Here is a 21,261-nt window from a genome sequence, read left to right as displayed (position 1 = left end):
ATTCATTGTTCCCGGCGTTGATCGGCTCACTATGGGTGGGTTCGAACTGGTAGACGACCTTCGAGAGACGCTCGACGATAGACTTCGTATGGCTCTCGTGTACGAAGAAACCCAGTACAAACACATTTACCTCGACGAGGAACTTCGGAACGAGTACTCTCAGTCGGATATCGAGCGTCTTCGGCGCGAGATCATCGTCCTCGCACTCGGTAAAAACAGGCTCACCGACTTCACGCACGTGGGGGAACTGCGGCGGATCATCTACGATACGGACGATGCGATGTCCATCCAGTTCCCGTTAGGAGAGCACGAGGGCGTGTTCGTCAGCATCGACACCGAGAACGAAGCGGAACTGTTCGACGTGATCGAAACGACTCAGAACTGGATCGACCGCGGCTGTCCCGTCTCCTGTTGATACGCGCTCGAAGAACGTTCGCTCGGTCAGTCGTTGCTCACAGTCTTCCGAAACCGCTGCTCGATGCGTCTCCTTATAGGACACCCATCTCGGAGAGTCGTTCCTCCATTCTACCTCAACGACGCCTCGATGCGCGTTCAGAGAACGCCCATCTCGGAGAGTCGTTCAGGCAGATACGTCTCCGTCACGAAATCCAACCCACGTGACGCGAGCGCCTGCTGTTCTGCCTTCTTCCCGATATCTAGCTGCAGTTCGATCTGCTCCTCCCAGTAGTCCGTCTGGAACCGGGGGTCCTCGAGTTCGCTCTCAAGCGCGTTGATGTCGGAGTCCGCGAGCGGGTCCGTCGGAAGGTCGTACTCCACGATGTCCTCCGGCTGGATGCCGATGAACTGGGCCTCGGGCGTGGCGAGATACTCAGAGAGATGCGCGCTCTTGATCGACCCGTAGGAGACAGACCCGAAGATGCGGTACGACCAGGGGTCACCGTCAGTGAACACCGTGACCGGGAGATCCAGTTCGTCGTGCAGGCGCTTGATGAGCCGTCGGGTTGCTCGGGCGGGCTGACCGCCGAGGTGAACGACCAGCGCGTTGTACTCGTCGTCGAAGCCGTTCTCGACCAGCCGATCGCGCATGCCGCCGGTCTCCACGCAGAGGACGAACTCCGCGTCGTTGTCGAGGAACTCGATGGTGTCCGGGTTGTTCGGGATCTGGTAGCCGCCCTGGCCAACGTCTTTCTGGCAGTGGATGTCGCGGTCGCCGCGGTTCGTCTGCTCGCGGAGGAGCAGCGGCCCCATCACCTTGGCCCCGGACTCCTCCGGGCGCATATGGAAGTCCTCGCGTTTTACCTCTGAGACGATCTCCAGGTCCTCGATGAGCTGGTTCGATTCGTCTTGGTTGTTGAACTGCGCTTCGTCGGTCTCCCACGACTCCGAGAGGTAGTACAGCTCACGCAGGGTCGACGAGCGGTCCTCGTCCAGTTGCTCGGCGAGGAAGTCGATCGTGTAGATCGCCTTCAGCAGTTTGCGCGCGCCGCGGACGCTCTTTGCCGACCGCGTGCTCTGGCGGTCGCCGTACACCCAGACGTTCTCGTCCTCGTCGTACTCGATGTTGCTTTTCGTCCGGGTCGGCAGCGTCATCTGCGGGACGTCGCCCTCCTCGAACTGGTCGTAGAACTCCGCGGCGAGTTCGATCAGTTGTTCCCGTGCGTCGGCGTTCGTATCAGTGCTCATTGTTGACAGTCAGTTTCTCCGTCTCGACCCCGTCTACGTCGAGGTCGAACGATGCGTCAGTGTCGGTCTCGTAGGTGAGCGTAGCGTCGTCCCCGCTGGCGACGTCGACCGACCACTTGACGAACCACTCGCCGTCCATCTCGACGGCGGTCGCGCCGTCCGACAGGCCGGTTGGTTCGGCAGTGACGATGTCCGTCACTTCCAGCGACTCGCTCGCGTTCGAGTGGTTCTCGACGGTGACGGACACCTTCTGGCCGTCGCCGTTTTCCTTCAGGTCGCGTCCGACCCGGACGTTGTTCATGATCCGGGCCATCGCGTCGCTGATGTCCGGTTGCTCGTTGCCCGTCACGTCGGACACCTTCTCGGCCATCTCCGGCAGGATGTTCGTCAGCACGTCCTGTTTCTTCCGGCGTTTCTCCATCGAGCGGCGCTTTTTCAGGAAGCTCTTCAGGTCGCGAGCGGCCTCCCGGATAGCCAGTTCGATCTCGTCCTCGATCTCGGGAATGTTGGCGACGGCGTCTTTCGATTCGCTGGTGAACGGGACGTTCGTGGAGGCAATGTGGACCATGATGACGACCGGCCCGTTCGGGATGCCGCTGCCGCCCGGCTGGTCCAGATTGTAGTTCCGCCAGCCGATATCCTTGACCACGTCCGTCGTCGCACACGCTCCCCGCTGGTAGACCAGCGGCACGCGGTTCGCAAAGCGCATCACCTGGGCCTTGCCATCCGTCGGGAGTTCGCCGCCGTAGGCGATGCCCGCCTCGACGATGAACGGGTCACCGCCGGTGACTTCGGCGTCACGGGTCGCCGCCGCGTAGAAGTCCGCGTCGAACTCCTTTTTCAAGCCGGCTTCGACGAGTTCGTCGGTGATCGGCGCGAGGCAGTTCGTCGGCGGTGCCATGATGTCGGTCGCGCGCATCGCGTCGAGCAGTTCGCTCGACGCGTCGCGGTTATCGGCGAGGTCGCTGACCTTCGGCACCTCGTCGGGGACGCGCTCCATCACCGACCAGACGGCCTCGACGACGTTCTCGCGCGCGGTGTCGCCGATGCTTGCGTCCTCCCGTTCGGCGGTTCGCTCCGCCGCCCAGTCGACGTACTCGGCGAGTTCGTCGTGCGTCAGGCGGTCGCGGTCGTCCTCGTCGTTACGAAAGCGGTTCGCGATCCGAGAGGCGAGCGACTCGACCGTCGCGTCGTCTTTCCGCGTGCTCGTCGCTTCATCGACGAGTCCGTACAGGTCGGCGCGTCGCCGGCCGTCGGGGACGTCCTCGTCCGCTTCGTCGCTCACGCCAAGAACCGCGTCCCAGGCGGCCTCGACGGCGTTTTCCTGCACCGTCGAGCCGAACGTCACGCCGAACCCGTCGCCGACAGCCTCGGCGGCGTCCGAAACCGTCTCGACTATCTGATGGTATGCGACGCGGTCGTAGTCGGTGAGCGCCTCCGCTATCTCCTCGGCGAAGGCGTCCGTCGCGTCGGCACCCTTGTTAGCGGTGGCGTCCGAGACCGCGGCCGCTATATCCGCGCCGTCACGCGGCGGCTCCCACGCCATCTCGCGACCGAAGTGGCGGTCTCGGAAGTTGTCGATGACGCTGTCGGAGGTTTTCGAGCCGACTCGCGTGAACTCCTCTTGCAAGAACCCGGAGACAGAGTGGGAGTTCGTCGCCTCCAGCATCTTCAGGACGGTGCCGAGTTCGACGCCATGGGGGTGCGGGCGGATCTCCTCGGTTTCGTCCGGTAGCTGGTCGGTCGCGCGCTCGAACTTGAAGTGCTCTTTCGGTTCGCGGAGTTCGAGGCGGGCGTGGGGGTTGACGACCGCAGTGTGCTTGATGTAGTCGTGGAGTTGCTGGCGGGCGCGCATGTTCCCCTCCATCTCCATCTCGATCCGGGTCCCGTGCGGGCGGTCCCAGGAGGTGGTCTCCTCGACGCTGATCTCGGGTTCGTTGTTGTCCGTGTCGATGATCAGCTCGAAGTACTCGGCCTCGCTCGAACCCTGTGTCCGACTCGTTATCTTCGCGGGCTTCCCGCTGGTTAACTGCGAGTAGAGAACGGCGGCGGAGATACCGATACCCTGCTGTCCGCGACTCTGTTCCCGGGCGTGGAAGCGGCTCCCGTACAGCAGTTTCCCGAACACTTTGGGGAGTTGCTCCTTCGTGATCCCCGGCCCGTTGTCCTCGACGACGAGCTTGTAGTAGTCGCCGACCTCCTCGATCTCGACGTAGATGTCGGGGAGGACGCCCGCTTCCTCCGCCGCGTCGAGAGCGTTGTCGACGGCCTCTTTCACGGCGGTAACCAACCCTCGGGCCCCGCTGTCGAACCCGAGCATGTGCTTGTTCTTCTCGAAGAACTCGGCGATGGAGATCTGGCGCTGGCTCTCGGCCAACTCCTCTGCGATCTCCGACTCCTCGCCGAGTGTCGACTGGAACGAGGTCATTCTGTGCCCCCACTTAGACGTGGGGAGTTTAAAACCTGTGTGCTACCGGGGTGAAAGTGAAGTTCGGAAGCAGTTCCCTCTGGCGTTCAGAGCGGACGACGGCCCGCTTTCCGACGATAGATCCAGTGGTCGAACGCACAGAGCGCCACCGAGTGCCCCGATGCGGCCGAACGGTCGAGAACGTGATATATAGCTGACTCACGCACGCGCGAGCGCGTACGTGACTTTTAAGACCCCCGGAGGCATAGACGGAAACAGATTTTATGAGTGAGGAGTCAGAGTACGGCGCCGGGCAGATTCAGGTACTGGAGGGCCTTCAGGCCGTTCAGAAGCGCCCGGCGATGTACATCGGTTCTACGGACTCTCGCGGGTTGCACCATCTCGTTTACGAAGTCGTCGACAACTCGATAGACGAAGCGTTGGCAGGACACTGTGACGAGATCACTGTCACTATCCACGACGACGACTCCGTCAGCATCCACGACGACGGACGCGGGATCCCGGTCGACACCCACGAGGAGCACGACAAGCCTGCCCTGGAAGTTATCATGACCGTCCTCCACGCGGGCGGGAAGTTCGACAACAAATCCTATCAGGTCTCCGGCGGCCTCCACGGCGTCGGCGTCAGCGTGGTTAACGCCCTCTCGAAGTGGCTCGAAGTCGAGGTCAAACGCGACGGCGCCGTCTGGAACCAGCGGTTCGACCACGGGGAACCCGAACAGGGGATCGAACGTGTCCGGGACATGGATCCCGACGAGGACACCGGGACGACGATCCGCTTCTGGCCCGACGACGACATCTTCGAACACACCGACTTCACCTACTCGACGCTCGAGAGCCGTCTCCGAGAACTCGCCTTCCTCAACTCGGGCGTCGCGATCACGCTCCGCGACGACCGCGACGACACCGAAGACACGTTCCGGTACGAAGGCGGAATCAAGGAGTTCGTCGAATATCTCAACGAGACGCGGACCGCCCTCCACGAGGACATCATCTACTTCGAGGACGAAGAGGAGGGAATTCAGGTCGAGGCGGCGATGCAGGCCACCGACGAACTGCAGGGTTCGCTCCACGCCTTCGCGAACAACATCAACACTCGCGAGGGGGGGACACACCTCACCGGGTTCAAGACCGCTCTGACCCGGATCGTCAACGATTACGCCAACGACAACGGCCTGCTCGGGGACCTCGACGAGAACCTCACCGGCGAGGACATCCGGGAAGGCCTGACGGCTGTCATCTCCATCAAACACCCCGACCCGCAGTTCGAGGGACAGACGAAGACGAAACTCGGCAACAGCGAGGTCAGAGGTATCGTCGAGGGTGCGATCCACGACGGTCTCGGGACGTTCTTCGAGGAGAACCCCGACACCGCCGAGGCCATCGTCGCGAAGGCCGTCGAGGCCGCGAAGGCCCGGAAGGCAGCGAAGAAGGCCGAGGAGCTAACCCGTCGGAAGAGCGCGCTCGACTCCACGGCACTGCCGGGCAAACTCTCGGACTGTCAGACCAAAGACCCCAGCGACTCCGAACTGTTCATCGTCGAGGGCGACTCAGCGGGCGGGAGCGCGAAGCAGGGGCGGAACCCTGAGAACCAGGCCATCCTCCCGCTCGGCGGGAAGATACTCAACGTGGAGAAACACCGCCTCGACCGCATCCTGGAAAACGACGAGATCCGGAACATGATCACGGCGATGGGGACGGGAATCGGCGACGAGTTCGACATCGAGGACGCCCGTTACGAGAAGATCATCATGATGACTGACGCGGACGTCGACGGGGCGCACATCAGAACGCTCCTGCTCACGCTGCTCTACCGCCACATGAAGCCCCTGATCGAAGCGGGGTACGTGTACGCCGCCCAGCCGCCCCTCTACCGCGTCCGCTACCGCGGCGAGACGTACGACGCGATGACCGAGGCGGAGCGCGACCGCATCATCGAGGAGAAATGCAACGGTAACCCAACGCAGGTGCAGCGGTTCAAGGGGCTCGGAGAGATGAACCCCAATCAGCTCTGGGAGACGACGATGAACCCGGAGAACCGCGTTCTCAAGCAGATAAACATCGAAGACGCCGCCGCCGCGGACAAGATGTTCTCCGTGCTGATGGGCGATGCAGTCGAACCGCGAAAGCAGTTCATCAAGGAGCACTCGCCGGAAGCCGAGTGGGTGGATATCTAATATGAGTTCTGAAGCGCCAGACCCGACGGACGTGGACGCCGACGCCGCGCGCGTCGACCGCGTCCGCATCGAAGACGAGATGGAGCAGAGTTACATCGACTACGCGATGAGCGTCATCGCCGGACGCGCGTTGCCGGACGTCCGCGACGGCCTCAAACCCGTCCACCGGCGCATCCTCTACGCCATGCACGAGATGGGCGTCACCAGCGGTTCCAGCCACCGTAAGTCCTCGTCCGTGGTGGGCGAGACGATGGGTGACTACCACCCCCACGGTGACGGTCCCATCTACGACACGCTGACCCGGATGGCACAGGACTTCTCCATGCGGTACCCGCTGGTCGACGGCCAAGGGAACTTCGGGTCGATGGACGGCGACCCCGCGGCCGCCATGCGTTACACCGAGGCCCGGATGAGCCCCATCTCGGAGGAGCTTCTGGAGGACATCGAGAAAGACACCGTCGACTTCCAGTCCAACTACGACGACCGCCTCACGGAACCCGAGGTGCTCCCCTCGGCGTTCCCGAACCTGCTCGTCAACGGTTCGTCCGGTATCGCGGTCGGGATGTCGACGAAGATACCGCCGCACAACCTCGGCGAGGTGATCGACGCGACGGTCCACCTCATCGACAACCCCGACTGCGAGGTCGAGGACCTGATGGAGCACATCAAAGGCCCCGACTTCCCGACGGGCGCGAACATCGTCGGCCGCGACGCCATCTACTCGGCGTACGCGACCGGCCGCGGCCGACTCCGCGTCCGAGCGGAGTTCGAAGTCGAGGAGGACGAACGGATCGTCATCACGGAAGTGCCGTACCAGGCGAACAAGGCGCGCATCGTCGAGCGGATCGCCGAGGACGTCAAGGAGGGGAAGATCGAGGGCGTCCGCGACCTGCGCGACGAGTCCGACCGCGAGGGCGTCCGCATCGTCATCGAACTCAAGCGAGGGGCGAACGCCGACGTCGTGAAGAACCAACTCCTCGAACACCACCTCGAAACCACCTTCGGCGTCATCAACCTCGCGCTGGTCGACGGCCAGCCGAAGGTGCTGACGCTGAAAGAGACCTTAGAGGAGTACGTTGCCCACCGCAAGGAGGTCGTCCGCCGGCGCAGCGAATTCGACCTCGCCGAGGCAGAGGACCGCGCACACATCCTCGAAGGCCGACTGACAGCGCTCGAAAACGTCGACGACGTCGTCGAGCGAATCCAGAACTCCGAGGACCGAGACGCCGCCAAGGAGGCGCTTATAGAGGCGTACGACTTCTCGCAGGACCAGGCCGACCACATCGTCCGGATGCAACTCGGCAGCCTCACCTCGATGGAGTCCACGGAGATCGAGACGGAGTACGAGGAGGTGCAGGCTCGGATCGAGCGCCTCGAAACGATCCTCAACGACGAGAGCGAACTGTTCGCCGTCATCAAGGAGGAACTGCAGGAGATCAAAGACGAGTACGACGACGACCGTCGGACGAGCATCGTCGAGGACCACGGCACCGTCACCCACGAGGACCTCATCCCCGAGGAAGACGTCGTCGTGGTCGTCACGGAGGACGACTACGTCAAGCGGATGCCCGTCGACCGGTTCGACCCGCAGAACCGCGGCGGGAAGGGGATCATCGGCGTCGACGTGAAGGAGGGCGACCGCGTTTCGAAAGTGTTCCGTGCGAACACGCACGACTACCTGCTCTGTTTCACAAACCACGGCCAGGTGTATCGCCTGAAAACCTACGAGATACCCGAGATGAGCCGGACCGCTCGGGGCAAATCGGCGGTGAATCTCATCGACTTCGACGACGGTGAGGAGATCACCGCCGTCGTCGCCACGGACGAGTTCGGCGGCAACGAGTGCGTCACGACCGTCACCCGCGACGGGTATATCAAGCGCACTGCCTGCGACGAGTTCGAGAACATCCTCTCGACGGGTATCATCGCCGCAGACCTGGACGGCGACGACGAACTGGTAGACGTCGCCGTGACCGACGGCACGAACGATCTCGTCGTCGCCACGCGCAACGGCATGACCATCCGCTTCGACGAGTCCGAGGTCCGCGAGATGGGACGGAACGCCCGCGGCGTCGGCGCGATCAAACTCGACAGCGACGACCAGGTTGCCGGCCTCGTCGCCACCGACGAGAGCGACGGCCGCGCTCTGTTGACCGTCACGGAGAACGGGTTCGGCAAGCGCACGCCCCTCTCCGAGTACCGGACGCAGTCCCGCTACGGAAAGGGCCTCATCGACATCAAGACCGGCGGCCGGAACGGCGGCGTCGTCTCGGCCAAGTCCGTCAGCGAAGCCGACGACCTGGTCGCCATGAGCGACCGGGGACAGATAATGCGGACCCGTGCAGCCGACGTGTCATCGGTCGGCCGCAACACGATGGGCGTCACGGTGATGGACTTAGAAGAGGGCGACTGCGTCGCTAGCGTCGACGTCATTCCCGGCGGTAGCGACGACGAATCCGGTATCGAGGAGTCGAGCGGTAACGAAGAGTAGACTGCCTCGGCCGCTTTTCTCGGAGCCATCCACACTCAACTCGCGCACGTCCACGACCCCGCACTGGGGGTAGTACTCCACGCGCTTGCCGGACGATTATCCCACCTGCGGCCGTAGGAGCCGTATGCTCGTCCTCGGTGACGCACACGCCGCCGACCCGGAGAACCGCGAGGCGCTGCGCTCGGCTTATGACGCCGCGGACGCTGATGTCGCACTCCACGTCGGCGACCTGGAGTATTACGACCTGCCGGTCCCGACGTACTTCGTCGCCGGCAACAACGAGGATTTCGATGTCGTCGAATCGATGCGGCAAAACGCGACGCTCGGCGACCGAAACGCTCGCCTGCTTGCGAGTACGGCGGTTGAGGTATCGGGCCTCCGCGTCGCCGGCCTCTCCGGGAACTACGCGCCGACGCGGTACGAGAAATCCCGCGACGAACTCTCCGGCGACCGGCGGCGGCATTTCACCCACGAGGACGTCAGGTCGGCGATTGAACTGTCCGACGTCGACGTGTTCCTCACACATGAACCGCCTCAGGGGTTCATGGGGCGCGGGTGCGCACACGTCGATGACATCCTGCGGGCGCTTCGCCCGGTACTCTGTCTCGTCGGTCACCACCACCGCCACGCCGAGGGGCGGTTCGAAGACACGCGGCTCGTGGGGCTGGAACCGGTGTGGGAGAGTTACTACACGATGGACCCGGAGACGCTCGAACTGGAACGACACGATACGCCCGGTTCGGCGGCTGACGGGTAACCAGCCGAGTTCGACGGCGGGCGAACGGGGACAACGAGCCAATGAATATGACGATGAACCGCTACAGGATCCGCTCGCCCAGCGCGCTGGCCGCCAGTTCGACAGCGAGTTCCGCCGTCTCGTTGTGCTCGTCGAGGATGGGGTTGACCTCGACGAGTTCGAGAGAGCGAAGCACGTCGTCGGTCTCGTCGAGTTCGGCGACTTTCTCCAGTGCGGAGTGCGCCTCGCGGTAACTGACTCCGCCTCTAACCGGTGTGCCGACGCCGGGCGCTTCCTTCGGGTCGAGCCAGTCGAGGTCGAGGCTCACGTGTATCCCGTCCGTGCCGTCGGTCGCGACATCGAGGGCGTCCTCTACCACGTCGGTGACGCCGCGTTCGTCGATATCCGACATCGTGAAGGCGGTGACGTCGCTCTCCCGGATCGCCCGCTTCTCCGCGTCGTCTACGCTTCGGAGACCGACGATCGCGACGTTTTCCTCCGCCAGTCCGTCGGCGCGTGCCCACTCCATCTCACCGATCTCGCCGTGGCCGAGCGCGGCCGCCAGAGGCATTCCGTGGACGTTGCCGCTGGGCGAGGTCGCGGGCGTATTGAAGTCGCCGTGGGCGTCGAACCAGACGACGCCGACCTCTGCGTCGCGCGCTGCGCCGCCGATCGAACCGATAGCGACGGAGTGGTCGCCGCCGAGTACCAGCGGCGTTGCACCGTCGGCGATAGCCTCTGCCGTCGCGTCGGAGAGGCGACGGTTGATATCCTCGACTTCGTTGAGGAACTTCGCGTCGCCGGTGTCCGGGGCCCGCCGGTCGGGGTCTCGTTCCTCCGCGCGCGGTGCGGCGAGGTCGCCGGCGTCGACGCAGTCGCCTCTGATACGTTTCACCGACTCGGCCAACCCCGCGTATCGGATCGCAGACGGACCCATGTCTACGCCGCGTCGGTTCGCACCGTAATCGGCCGGGACGCCGATGATACGTACTGAATCGTTCATGATGATCTCTCTCCGAGCGGGGAAAGTAAATCCGGCGGTCTCATCGGTAGGGATCGCAGACCATCCTTACGCCGTCCTCGAAATCGACGGCGGGTTCCCATCCCGTCGCTTCGCGGAGTTTCGATGCGTCAGCGCGCTGCTGGTAGTTGTAATTCTTCAGCGGAACGGGCTCGTACTCCGGCTCGATACTCGTACCCATGGCCTCGTTTATCTGGTCGATCACTTCGCTGAACGTGTAGTTTTCGCCGGTGCCGACGTTGTACACGCCGTCGAGACGTTCTTCTGCGATGCGGACGATCGCCCGAACGACGTCGCTGACGTGGACGAAATCACGGGTTTGCGTCCCGTCACCCCACAGTACTGGGGACTCGCCGTTCGCGATTCGGTCCGCGAACTGGGAGACGGTGTTGGCGAACTCTCCCTTGTGTTCCTCCGCGCCGCCGTACCCCTGATAGACGGAGAAGAAACGCGTCCCCGCGACGGCGATATCGTCGTAGAAGTTGTTGTAGTACTCCGCGTACCGCTCCCGGGAGAGCATCGACGCGTCGTATCCGGTGTCGGCCGCGACTGCCTCGTCCTCGCTGGACGGCAGGTCATCGTCATAGATGGAAGAGGTGGAGGCGTACACGAATGTGTCACAGCCGTCGGCGTACGCCTGTTCGACCACGTTCACGAACCCTTCCACGTTGACCCGCGCACCGGTTCGGGGTTCGTCTTCGAGCATCGCCCTCGAAGACAGTGCAGCCAGGTGGACGACGACGTCCACGTCCGTCGGTAGGTCGTCGTCCATAACGCTCGCTTCGTGAAACGTCACGTCGTCATCGAGGTTTTGCGGCGTCCCCAGATGGAGATTGTCGACGACGGTCACGTCGTTGTCCTCGGAGAGGTGGTTCGCCAGGTTCGATCCGATAAACCCTGCGCCGCCGGTGACGAGGACACGTTTCTCCTTCATGTTCGCGGAACCGACGGCCACCGCCAAATGGCTATCGCTCTAACCGCACTGATAGGTCTCCCGTTCGGCCCGTTTCCTCGGTAACGTGTCGCTTTGGGAAATGACTGGAGAGACTACCGCGACCGCCCGGTACCGATCAGTCGGATCCGATGACCGTTCTCCGCCAATTTTCCCGAAGAACGGGCTTTCCGTCGGATTTAAGGAAATCAATTACGAAGGTTTCGGCATGTCATCGATCGAACTGACGCCCAGTCAGAAAACAATTCTCAACGCACTTATTAATCTCCACAGGGAGACGGAAGACGCCGTCAAAGGCGAAGACATCGCAGAGGAGGTCGACCGGAACCCGGGGACTATCCGGAACCAGATGCAGAGTCTCAAAGCGCTCCAGCTAGTCGAGGGCGTGCCCGGGCCGAAAGGCGGCTACAAGCCCACCGCGACGGCGTACGAGGCGCTCGAGATCCAGCAGATGGACGAGCCCGCGGCCGTGCCGCTTCAGCACGAGGGCGAACCCGTCGAAGACGCTAACGTCGAAGAGATCGATCTCAGCAGCGTTCACCACCCCGAACTCTGCCGCGCGGAGATCCACCTTCAGGGTTCCGTCCGGGACTTCCACGAGGGCGACGCCGTGACCGTCGGCCCGACGCCGCTTTCGAAACTCGTCGTCGACGGCATCGTCGACGGAAAGGACGACACCAGCAACATTCTCATCCTTCGTATCGAGGGCATGAAAGCTCCGGCTGGCGACCCTGACCACTGAGGGGGGCCCTTGTAACTGTATGCCGGTGTTCGCCGACCTCGCGTCGGCGAATTACAGAACTGAATTACAAGTTCCTCTGAGTCCGGAAACTCGTCTCTCGGATTTCTCCCGTCTCCTCTGTCCCGTCGCTGAGAGGGGAGTGTAGCGCCTGCGCTACGCCGGAAAACCGCCGTATGGTACCACGCATCAATGGTATTCGTCTTTCAAAGCCTTTGTATCAGAGGATACCCGAGTTCGACGCATGACAGCGAAGGTCGTCGTTCTCGGCGCAGGCTATGCCGGTGCAGGTGCTATCAACCAACTCGAGGAAGAACTCGATAGCACTACAGAACTAACGTGGGTCTCGGATACGGACTACCACCTCGTCCTCCACGAATCACACCGCTGCATCCGCGATCCGTCGGTGCAGGAGAACATCACTATCCCCGTCGAGGAGATAAAATCACCCTCGACCCGCTTCATTCAGAGCGAGGTCGTGGACCTCCACGTCGACGACCAGACGGTCGAACTGGCGGACGGCGACACTATCGACTACGATTACGTACTCGTCACGCTCGGCAGCCAGACCGCCTACTACGGTATCGACGGCATGCGGGAGAACTCCCTGACGCTGAAGAGCCTTGACGACGCTCTGGAGGTCCATCAGGCCGTCAAAACTGCCGCCAAGGACGCTACCCGGAACGATCCCGCGAAGGTCGTCGTCGGCGGTGCCGGCCTCTCCGGCATTCAGAGCGCCGGCGAGATAGCGAAGTTCCGCGACGAACACCGCGCGCCGATCGACATCTACCTCGTCGAAGCGCTCGACGAGATCTTCCCCGGGAACGACCCCGAAGTGCAGGGTGCGCTCCGCAAGCGGCTTCAGGAGGCTGACATCGAGATCATGACCGACGACCCCATCGTCGAGGCCACCGAGGACGCCATCCACTTCGACGAGGGCGACCCGCTTTCCTACGACGTGTTCCTCTGGACCGGCGGGATCACCGGTCGCGACGCGCTCGACGGCGCTGACCTGGAGAAAGAGCACAACCGCGTCAACGCCGACGCGACGTTCCAGACCAGCGACGACCGAGTGTTCGCCATCGGCGACTCGGCGATAATCGAGCAGAACGACAACCCCGCTCCGCCGACGGCCCAGGCCGCCTGGCAGGCCGCCGAAGTTGCGGGCAAGAACGTCGCACGAGCGATCGAAAACCGGCCCATGAAGCGCTGGACGCACAAGGACAAAGGAACGGTCATCTCGATCGGCGACAAGGCCGTCGCTCACGACGTGATGGGCGTGCCCATCAACACGTTCGGCTCGTTCCCCGCGGAGAACCTGAAGAAGCTGATCGCCGCGCGCTGGATCGCCGACATCACTTCGTGGAAGCGTGCGATGACGGCGTGGTCTGATCTGTAAACGCGACCGTTTGCGTTGTCGTTCGGAAATCGTTCCCGTGATTTCCGCGATGACGAGACGGCGAAGCCGTCTCGAACCACGGCGTGACGAACAGTCCGCGGGCGGCGGACTGCTCGTTGTCCTCGGTAAACCCTCGACCAAAACCACTCCTCCTTCGCTCCGTTCAGTCGTCGTACTTGAGAATCAGCGATCCTTGGCATCACGGAAATTCACGATCCCCGTAAGTCCGCTCGCGCCCCGGAGCTCGCGGTGCACCGCCCCCGCTCCGCTCGTGCGGACAATCATCAAAGACGGCCTACCCTCCCCCGACTCGGAACACGCTTCGCGCGGCGAAGCGGCTCCTCGCGGCCGAACGACGATAGACAGGCCGTTAGTCCAAACTCATCCCGGCGTGCCAGCTATCGACGCCCACCTCTGCCTTCTTCTCGTCCATCTGTGCGAGCAGTTTGACCGCGAGCGAGGCGGTTTCCGCGGCGCGGGACTCGCCTTCGGTTCGGAACTCGCCGGTCTCGCGGTTGGCGTACACGGTACAGACCGCGCCGGCGCGGAGACCGTAGAGATTGGCGAGCGTGAGGATTGAACTCGCCTCCATCTCTAAGTTCATCACGTTCGCGTCCTTGAGATTCTCGACGAGTTCGTCGCTGCCGGCGGCTTCGAACCCTTCGAACCCGGGTCGGCCCTGCCCGGCGTAGAAGCTGTCGGTGCTCGCGGTGATCCCGGTGTGATAGTCGTAGCCGAGGCGCTCCGCGGCGGCGACGAGCGCGGAGACGACTTCGTGGTCGGCGGTGGCCGGGTAGTCCTCGCGGACGTACTCGTCGCTCGTTCCCTCCTGTCGGACCGCGCCGGTGGTGAGTATCAGGTCGCCCACCTCCGCTTCGGGCCGGATGGCCCCGCAGGACCCGACCCGGAGGAACGTGTCCGCGCCGATGCGCGCCAGTTCCTCGACAGCGATGGCCGCGGAGGGACTGCCGATACCGGTCGAGGTGACGCTTATCGGCGCGCCCTGGTAGGTGCCCGTGGCGGTGCGGTACTCGCGGTGGTAGCCCTTCTCTTCGGACTCGTCCCACAGCGCCGTGACCTTGTCGACGCGTTCGGGGTTACCGGGCAGCAACACAGCGTTCGCGACGTCGTCCGGCCCGACCTCCAGATGGTACTGTACGTCCTCGTTCGGGTCCTCGCTGTCTCCTGGCATCGCCCGGAGGTTCGCAGGGGACGGACAAATAGCCCGGTGGCCTCGAGCGGAACTGTACACTGGCGGCTGACTCGAACACGATAGCGGAGCGTCCCCAGTCTGAAACAGATGCGTCCGACGGTATCCACAGTGGGAGTGGACCGGATCGGCTCTTCGTCACGTTCCCAGTACTTCTCGTAAGACCCATGACGCACGCCTGGTCTAACGGTCACGCAGTCGCCCGATAACCTCCGAATACGGGCTGGTTTCTCACGGCTGTTCGAGCGTGGTGTTTATCCGTGAGCAACCCCTCCCAATGAACAGAGGATATACTCTACAGTCAGAGTATAACCGACAGTATTCAAATGTTCGACGAGGACCCTATTCCCGTAAGAGAACAGGCACCCGATTACCCCACCGAATTCCAGGGTAAACGCCTTCTCGGTATCGACGCCTACCATCACGCTCACTACTGGCGCGGCGACCGCATCGAGGTCATGGAGAAAAACCGCATTCTGAGCCGAGAGAACGGCGACGCCGTCCTGAACACGGAGTACGAAACCGTAGGTATCGTCCAAACCGACGACGTGACCGGCGGCCCGGGAGAGTACCTGCGGTCGGTCGGTACGTATCTCGACGATATCGTCGACGACGACGCTGACCCAGTGTACGCCGCCGACCACTACTCGTGGGAATGGATCTCCGAGTACGCCCGTGATCTCGCATCCGATGACGCCTCTTACGGGGCGGCTGACAGCCCCTCTGATTCCCGGTACGGGCAGAACATGGGGTAAACCGACGAACAACGTGACGCCATACCGCGACGACGACAGAGACGATCCACCGATATCGACCCCTCGGTCAGATCGTAGTTCATGGCCCGGTTGTATCAGGTCGGTGTGACAAGGACCAACACATTAGCCGCTGAACGTCCAACATAGAGCGGTGGACCTGGGATCGTACTTCGAGAATTTCACTCGGCGCGATTGGCAGACGGTCGACGACGGTACCGTCCGTATCGCGGTGGTCGGACTCGGGGGGTTCGCGCGCAATCGAGCGCTTCCCGCGATCCGGAACGGGCAGTTCTGCGAGGCAACCGTCCTCGTCAGCGGGTCGCCCGACAAGGCGGCCGCTCTCGCCGGCGAGTACGGTGTCGACCGAGCGATCTCATACGAGGCGTTTCACGACGGCGAGGAGACCGACATGTACGATGCGGTGTACATCGCAACCCCGCCGGCGTACCACCGCGAATACGCAGTGTCTGCGGCGAGATTCGGCAAGCACGTACTGTGTGAGAAACCGCTGGCTTCGGAGTTAGAAGGTGCACGTGAGATGGTCGACGCGTGCGCCGACGCCGGCGTCGTGCTGATGACGGCCTACCGCCTCCGAACCGAACCGGCGATCCGCCGTATGAGAGAGGCGATCAGTGACGGGGTCATCGGCGACCCCGTTCAGATCCACGCCGGGTTCTCGTCGAAGTTACTCGCGAACGTCGGGGCTGACTCGTGGCGACTCGATCCCGGCGTCGCTGGCGGTGGCGCACTGATCGACCTGGGTGTGTATCCGTTGAACACGAGTCGGTTCCTCCTGAACGCCGACCCCGTGTCCGTGTGGGCAGAAACCGTCTCGTCCGGCCCACCGTTCGACCGGGTCGAGGAACACGTCTCGTTTCTGCTCGCGTTCCCGTCCGGAACGACGGCGTCGTGTACGGCGAGTTTCAACGCTCACCACGACAGCCGTCTGCAGATCCTCGGCACGGACGGCCAGATAGTGATACGTTCGCCGTTCGGCGGACACGTTTCGGAGGGAGTCGTCATCGCGAGCGGGGAGTCCGAGACGAGTTACACCGGTCCCGCCGTCGACGAAGTGTGCGAGGAGTTCGACTACTTCGCCGACTGTCTCCTCGACGGCAACGAGTGCGAATCCGACGGCAACGAGGGAGTGACCGATCTCCGGATCATAGAGAGCGCGTACGAGTCGGCCGAGTCCGGCACGAGGGTCTCGCTCTGATAGCCGGGAAGCCGGTCAGGTCGTCTCCGTCTGGACGCTTTCGTCGAGTGACAGACCGGTGGTCATGATGGCCTGCATCCCCTCCTCGACGGAAAGGTCGACATCGTGTACGCGTTCCCGCGGGAGATTCAGGAGGTGTCCGCCCATCACCGGATTCGGAGCCATCGGAACGAAGACGGTCAGCATCTCGTCTTCCCCGGTGGCCTCCTCGATCTCCGGTGGCGTATCAGCGGTCAAAAAGGCGAGCGAAAAGCTGCCCTCGCGTGGAAACTCGACTATCTTGACCGCCTGAAAGCTCTCGGTGTCGCCCTCGACGATGACGTCGCTCATGCGATCGACGCCCGTGTAGATCGACCCGATTCCCGGGAGATCGGCCATGAGCGTATCGACCCGCTTCCCGAGATTGGTGTCCGGCCCGTGTTGTGCGGCGAGGCCGACGACGAAGATGAGCCCGAACACCAGCGTTGCGGCCATGCTCTCCACGATGAGCGGATTCATTCCGTCTCCCGGACCAAGAGCGACCAGAAGGTCGGACAGCGGCGTGAGCGCGTTCGAAACGACGTTCAGGGCCCAGATCAGGATAAGTACCGTGATGAAAAACGGGATAGTGAGTACCATCCCCGACAGGAAAACCTGTTTCAGGTCCCGTTGTACCTCCTGTTTCTCCGCCGCCGCCACGTCGACGATGTCGTCTACGTCTGGCCGAGACATTGCTACGTGCTTCCTACTACCTAAACAGACTTATATCGTGGCCGATACCACTTTCGGATAGTCTTGCGCCTGCGGTATCGCCGCAGTCTCTTCTTCCAGCGCCGAGACGAGTTGTGCCTTCTCCGCAGGGGAGACGTCATCGAGATCGAACTGGAAGTGAGTGTCGTCCCGCGACTTCGGCCCCGTTGGATAGCTTTCACCATCTATAGTAATCACTGAAAATCAATACACACCTGATCGGACGACAGCAATGCGATCAGCATGTGAATCATTTCAGTGACTACTATAACTGGTACCCGAACGCTCTGAGCACAGTCACCGTTTCAAACCCTTGCCTGATCTCCGAGTACTGCCGTATTCACCGCAACCATTATATTAGCTCACCCTAATATTAGCATGTACTAAGATGGAGGGCCAACAAACAGGTAACGAGAAAGCGGGTTCGCACGGGATACAGGAGGCTGACTGTTGTTCGGTCGGCCACTCCTTGACGGGCGAAGAGGTAGCCGCCGACGTTCAGATCCTCGCGACCCTCGGAACCGACACCCGATACGAGGCGCTTCGATTCATCGCCGAGGCCGACGACGACGTCTGCGTTTGCGAGATAGAGCCGTCGCTCGGAGTGAGCCAGGGCGCGGTCAGCCAGGCGCTGTCACGGCTTTTCAGCGATGGATTGGTCGAACGGCGAAAAGAAGGCCGATGGCGCTACTACAGCGCGACGCCGCGCGCGGAGCGGATCCTACGCGTCCTCGACGACACGAGGTCACTCGACGATGACTGACGACACTCCGACTCCGACGGACGGTTCGCGTCTCGACGACGCGGAACAGCGTACCGCCGTACGAGAGCGATACGCGCGCATCGCGACGGAGTCGTCGTCGTGTTGCGACGATACGGATACGGCCCAGTCGTGCAAACTCGGCTATTCGGACGACGACCGCGACGCCGTCGGCGCGGGTGCGGATCTGGGCCTCGGCTGTGGCAACCCGACCGCGATCGCCAGCCTCGACGAGGGCGATACCGTTCTCGACCTCGGGTCCGGCGCTGGATTCGATTGTTTCCTCGCGGCACGGGAAGTGGGTCCGACCGGTCGCGTCATCGGCGTCGATATGACGCCGGAGATGGTCGAGAAGGCCCGCGACAATCGCGAGACGAACGACGTGGCGAACGTCGAGTTTCGACTCGGTGAGATCGAACACCTTCCGGTCGCCGACGAGTCAGTCGACGTGATCCTCTCGAACTGCGTCATCAATCTCTCGGCGGACAAGTCACAGGTGTTCCGCGAAGCGTTTCGCGCCCTTCGGCCGGGCGGCCGTCTCGCCATCTCTGATGTCGTGTTGACCACCGAACTCCCGACCGACCTCCGCGCGGATCCGTCGTCGGTGGCCGCCTGCATCGGCGGCGCGTCGTCGATCCCCACGCTCGAATCGATGCTGTCCGACGCCGGGTTTACCGACGTCGCTATCGAGCCGAAGGGGGACAGCGAAGAGTTCATCCGCGACTGGAGCGACGACCGCGATCTGAGCGACTACGTCATCGCAGCAACGATCGAAGGCGAGAAGCCGAAAACGAGGTCCTGATCACAGCATGAGTACTGGACTCACACCCGAAGTCCTCAAGAGAGCGACTGCTACCGTACGTGTCGACCGGCGCAACCACAACAGCCACCATTCGCTGTCAGAAGACCAATGAATTCACCGCCACCTGATCCACGATATCACCTGGCTCCGGACGAACCAACGTTACAGAGCATCCTCGCGGCCTACGCCGTAGTGGCTGCGTTTCCGCTGTTGCTTTGGGTCATAAGTAACCCGCTGGTAGGGGCCGTTACCGTCCTGACCACCGTCACCCTGATAACTGGGGCGCGACGCGCCGTTGCCCTGGTTCGTTGCTTCTACGAGTGCCAGGGGTTCACCGTCGACCTCGGTGGGAAAGTCCGGATCACCGTCGCGCAACCGTAAATCGATGACCCGAACGATAGGACTCTCCGAAACGGTTTACCCATCGATGGTTCACTGGCGAACGCAGCACGGCCCCAGAACCCGCCCTCGCGAAAGGGGTTTCACTGCGACCGTATGACCGACGCTTCGATAACTGTACGGCAGGCGGATACGGAGGACTTAGACCGCATCGAAGCCGTGTTGCGAGCGAACGGCCTCCCGTATCAGGACGTGCGAACGAAGCCGGAGTGTTTCTTCGTCGCCGACGCTGATACGGAGCGAATCGGCATCGGCGGCGTCGAAACACACGGTTCAGACGGGCTCCTCCGGTCGGTGGTGATTACCGAAGCGAACCGTGGCGGAGGGTACGGATCGGCGCTCTGTGACGCGTTAGAGGCTCGTGCGCGCCAGAACGGTGTAGAGACGCTGTATCTCCTGACTACGACCGCATCCGAGTTCTTCCGACGGCGCGGGTACGAGGCGATCGACCGGGAGGCCGCGCCGTCGAGTATTCAGGCGACGACAGAGTTCTCGGACCTCTGTCCCGCTTCGGCGGTTTGCATGAGAAAGGAACTGCGATAGCCCGGATTCTCACGTTCCGTCCTTCGTCTCCACGCCGTTCGTAGCCAACAGCTACCTGTTGGTTCCGTTCAGAAAGTGCGCCGGCCGGGATTTGAACCCGGGCCATGAGCTTGGAAGGCTCAGGTCCTACCACTAGACCACCGGCGCTCACCCACCGCTAAATCGCCCTGCAATAAGGGTGTTACCCTTTCTAGTCGTCACCGTGAGCACGGGCGGCGTCGCGGAGGCCGGGAGAGATAGCGGGAACGTCCGTCTCGTCGACGGTGCCGTCTTCGAGTTCGTCGAGGGATTTGGGGAACGTCCGGAGGCTCTTGTGGATCGCGATGCCTGCCTTCGCCCCCTGGCCCATGGCGACGGGGATCTGGTTGTGACCGGGCGTGAGGTCGCCGACTGCGTACAGGCCGTCGACGCTGGTGCGGCCGTGGTCGTCCACGGCGACGGTGCCGTCGTCGTTGATCTCCGCGTCGAGGTCGGCGGCGAGTTCGTTGTTGTAGTTTGACCCGTACATCGGGAACCCGCCACGGTACTCGCGAACGGTACCGTCGGCGAACTCGAAGCCGCCGAGCCATTCGGGGTCGTTCTCGTCCTGAAACGCGCCGGTGACCTCGGACTCGACGATATCGATGGGGTGAGCGCGGAGCAGTTCGTCCGTCTCGTCGCCCCAGGTCGGGTCGTCGCCGTCGAGCAGCAGGTCCACCCGGTCGGTGAAGTTCAGCATGATCATGGCGACGTGTGCGGCGCTCTCGCCGCGGCCCATCACGAACACGGATTCGTCGACGAACATGTAGGCGTCGCAGTGCAGACAGTAGTGCAGGCCGCGCCCAGTTCGGGGAAGCGGCGGATCCGGCCGAGCGTCCGAAAACCCCGTGGCGAGGACCACGCGATCCGCGAGATACGACTCGTCGCCCGCTTCGAGTCTGAACCGGGCGTCGTCCCCGTTGACGGCAGTCACGCCCTCGACGAACGCCTGACGGCTATCCGCACCGTACCCCTCGACCTGATCCCTCGCGCGACCGAGGAGGTCGTTGCCCGACACGTCCTCGGTGATACCGATGACGTTGTGAGTGTCTTTCATCATCGCGGCGCGGCCGCCGCCGCGGTCGATCAGGACGGTGTCGTGGCCCAGTCTGGTCGTGTACAGCGCCGTCGTGAGGCCAGCGGGACCGCCCCCGACGACCGCTACTTCGTACTCGGGGGGTCGTTCAGTCATGAAGTGCCAGATCGTAGACGGTCGACGGATAAAAACTCAGAGCAGTCGTG

General features: G+C 62.8%; 20 protein-coding genes and 1 tRNA gene. 12 read left to right on the top strand and 9 right to left on the bottom strand.

Annotated features, from left to right (window positions below):
• The first annotated feature begins 31 nt into the window (after nucleotides 1–31).
• On the top strand, nucleotides 32–415 hold the full coding sequence (locus EYW42_RS05415; protein WP_135534239.1) for a hypothetical protein: 384 nt from the start codon (nucleotides 32–34) through the stop codon (nucleotides 413–415).
• Nucleotides 416–552: 137 nt separating this feature from the next.
• Here EYW42_RS05415 and EYW42_RS05410 read toward each other — a convergent pair whose 3' ends face one another.
• Nucleotides 553–1,644, bottom strand: coding sequence for a DNA topoisomerase IV subunit A (locus EYW42_RS05410; RefSeq protein WP_135534238.1), 1,092 nt, complete (start codon nucleotides 1,642–1,644; stop codon nucleotides 553–555).
• On the bottom strand, nucleotides 1,634–4,072 hold the full coding sequence (locus EYW42_RS05405) for a DNA topoisomerase VI subunit B (RefSeq protein ID WP_135534237.1): 2,439 nt from the start codon (nucleotides 4,070–4,072) through the stop codon (nucleotides 1,634–1,636). The genes EYW42_RS05410 and EYW42_RS05405 overlap by 11 nt, the downstream gene beginning before the upstream one ends.
• 263 nt (nucleotides 4,073–4,335) lie before the next feature.
• On the opposite strand from EYW42_RS05405, the gene gyrB reads away from it, so the two are divergent.
• The 3 genes from gyrB to EYW42_RS05390 all read left to right on the top strand — a co-directional run bounded on the left by gyrB (nucleotide 4,336) and on the right by EYW42_RS05390 (nucleotide 9,497).
• The gene (gene gyrB / locus EYW42_RS05400) at nucleotides 4,336–6,249 is read left to right on the top strand and encodes a DNA topoisomerase (ATP-hydrolyzing) subunit B (protein WP_135534236.1); all 1,914 of its coding nucleotides are present in this window, start codon (nucleotides 4,336–4,338) and stop codon (nucleotides 6,247–6,249) included.
• A 1-nt stretch (nucleotide 6,250) separates the two neighbouring features.
• On the top strand, nucleotides 6,251–8,740 hold the full coding sequence (gene gyrA, locus EYW42_RS05395; protein WP_135534235.1) for a DNA gyrase subunit A: 2,490 nt from the start codon (nucleotides 6,251–6,253) through the stop codon (nucleotides 8,738–8,740).
• Between the two features lie 124 nt (nucleotides 8,741–8,864).
• Entirely contained in the window at nucleotides 8,865–9,497 is a 633-nt protein-coding gene (locus EYW42_RS05390; RefSeq protein ID WP_135534234.1) for a metallophosphoesterase family protein, read from the top strand.
• 61 nt (nucleotides 9,498–9,558) lie between these two features.
• On the opposite strand, the gene rocF is transcribed toward EYW42_RS05390, so the two are convergent.
• Nucleotides 9,559–10,479 carry an arginase gene (gene rocF, locus EYW42_RS05385; RefSeq protein WP_135534233.1) on the bottom strand — a complete coding sequence of 307 codons (921 nt, stop codon included), beginning with the start codon at nucleotides 10,477–10,479 and terminating at the stop codon, nucleotides 9,559–9,561.
• A 40-nt stretch (nucleotides 10,480–10,519) separates the two neighbouring features.
• A complete protein-coding gene (locus EYW42_RS05380; protein WP_135534232.1) occupies nucleotides 10,520–11,431 on the bottom strand; it encodes an NAD-dependent epimerase/dehydratase family protein in 912 nt (303 codons plus the stop codon).
• Nucleotides 11,432–11,657: 226 nt separating this feature from the next.
• Between EYW42_RS05380 and EYW42_RS05375 the strand changes: the two genes are divergently transcribed.
• Both EYW42_RS05375 and EYW42_RS05370 read left to right on the top strand, forming a co-directional pair.
• Nucleotides 11,658–12,191, top strand: coding sequence for an Rrf2 family transcriptional regulator (locus EYW42_RS05375; protein ID WP_135534231.1), 534 nt, complete (start codon nucleotides 11,658–11,660; stop codon nucleotides 12,189–12,191).
• A gap of 241 nt (nucleotides 12,192–12,432) precedes the next feature.
• Complete coding sequence (locus tag EYW42_RS05370; RefSeq protein WP_135534230.1) at nucleotides 12,433–13,587, top strand: NAD(P)/FAD-dependent oxidoreductase; 1,155 nt, start codon at nucleotides 12,433–12,435, stop codon at nucleotides 13,585–13,587.
• A gap of 370 nt (nucleotides 13,588–13,957) precedes the next feature.
• Here EYW42_RS05370 and EYW42_RS05365 read toward each other — a convergent pair whose 3' ends face one another.
• The gene (locus EYW42_RS05365) at nucleotides 13,958–14,779 is read right to left on the bottom strand and encodes a nucleoside phosphorylase (protein WP_135534229.1); all 822 of its coding nucleotides are present in this window, start codon (nucleotides 14,777–14,779) and stop codon (nucleotides 13,958–13,960) included.
• 344 nt (nucleotides 14,780–15,123) lie between these two features.
• Between EYW42_RS05365 and EYW42_RS05360 the strand changes: the two genes are divergently transcribed.
• A complete protein-coding gene (locus tag EYW42_RS05360; RefSeq protein ID WP_135534228.1) occupies nucleotides 15,124–15,552 on the top strand; it encodes a hypothetical protein in 429 nt (142 codons plus the stop codon).
• A 151-nt stretch (nucleotides 15,553–15,703) separates the two neighbouring features.
• Complete coding sequence (gene gfo6, locus EYW42_RS05355) at nucleotides 15,704–16,768, top strand: D-xylose 1-dehydrogenase Gfo6 (protein WP_135534227.1); 1,065 nt, start codon at nucleotides 15,704–15,706, stop codon at nucleotides 16,766–16,768.
• 15 nt (nucleotides 16,769–16,783) lie between these two features.
• Here gfo6 and EYW42_RS05350 read toward each other — a convergent pair whose 3' ends face one another.
• Nucleotides 16,784–17,479: a DUF502 domain-containing protein gene (locus EYW42_RS05350; RefSeq protein ID WP_135534226.1), complete on the bottom strand. Its 696-nt coding sequence runs from the start codon at nucleotides 17,477–17,479 to the stop codon at nucleotides 16,784–16,786.
• A 30-nt stretch (nucleotides 17,480–17,509) separates the two neighbouring features.
• A complete protein-coding gene (locus tag EYW42_RS05345; RefSeq protein WP_135534225.1) occupies nucleotides 17,510–17,695 on the bottom strand; it encodes a hypothetical protein in 186 nt (61 codons plus the stop codon).
• 190 nt (nucleotides 17,696–17,885) lie between these two features.
• On the opposite strand from EYW42_RS05345, the gene EYW42_RS05340 reads away from it, so the two are divergent.
• The 4 genes from EYW42_RS05340 (at nucleotide 17,886) to arsN2 (ending at nucleotide 20,001) form a co-directional block, all read left to right on the top strand.
• Nucleotides 17,886–18,260 (top strand): ArsR/SmtB family transcription factor, encoded by a 375-nt coding sequence (locus EYW42_RS05340; RefSeq protein WP_135534224.1) that lies wholly within the window; start codon nucleotides 17,886–17,888, stop codon nucleotides 18,258–18,260.
• A complete protein-coding gene (locus EYW42_RS05335) occupies nucleotides 18,253–19,059 on the top strand; it encodes an arsenite methyltransferase (protein ID WP_135534223.1) in 807 nt (268 codons plus the stop codon). Before EYW42_RS05340 ends, EYW42_RS05335 begins: the two co-directional genes overlap by 8 nt.
• A gap of 108 nt (nucleotides 19,060–19,167) precedes the next feature.
• Nucleotides 19,168–19,440 carry a hypothetical protein gene (locus EYW42_RS05330; RefSeq protein ID WP_135534222.1) on the top strand — a complete coding sequence of 91 codons (273 nt, stop codon included), beginning with the start codon at nucleotides 19,168–19,170 and terminating at the stop codon, nucleotides 19,438–19,440.
• A 114-nt stretch (nucleotides 19,441–19,554) separates the two neighbouring features.
• Nucleotides 19,555–20,001 (top strand): arsenic resistance N-acetyltransferase ArsN2, encoded by a 447-nt coding sequence (gene arsN2 / locus EYW42_RS05325; protein ID WP_135534221.1) that lies wholly within the window; start codon nucleotides 19,555–19,557, stop codon nucleotides 19,999–20,001.
• Nucleotides 20,002–20,077: 76 nt separating this feature from the next.
• Here arsN2 and EYW42_RS05320 read toward each other — a convergent pair.
• Both EYW42_RS05320 and EYW42_RS05315 read right to left on the bottom strand, forming a co-directional pair.
• Nucleotides 20,078–20,148, bottom strand: a tRNA-Gly gene (locus EYW42_RS05320).
• A gap of 43 nt (nucleotides 20,149–20,191) precedes the next feature.
• The gene (locus EYW42_RS05315; RefSeq protein ID WP_135534220.1) at nucleotides 20,192–21,211 is read right to left on the bottom strand and encodes an NAD(P)/FAD-dependent oxidoreductase; all 1,020 of its coding nucleotides are present in this window, start codon (nucleotides 21,209–21,211) and stop codon (nucleotides 20,192–20,194) included.
• Between the last annotated feature and the right edge of the window lie 50 nt (nucleotides 21,212–21,261).

Source organism: Halostella pelagica (genome assembly GCF_004762015.1).
Classification (GTDB): domain Archaea; phylum Halobacteriota; class Halobacteria; order Halobacteriales; family Natronoarchaeaceae; genus Halostella; species Halostella pelagica.
Note: the sequence above shows the minus strand (reverse complement) of the source record. Positions and strands in the feature narration are given on the sequence as shown.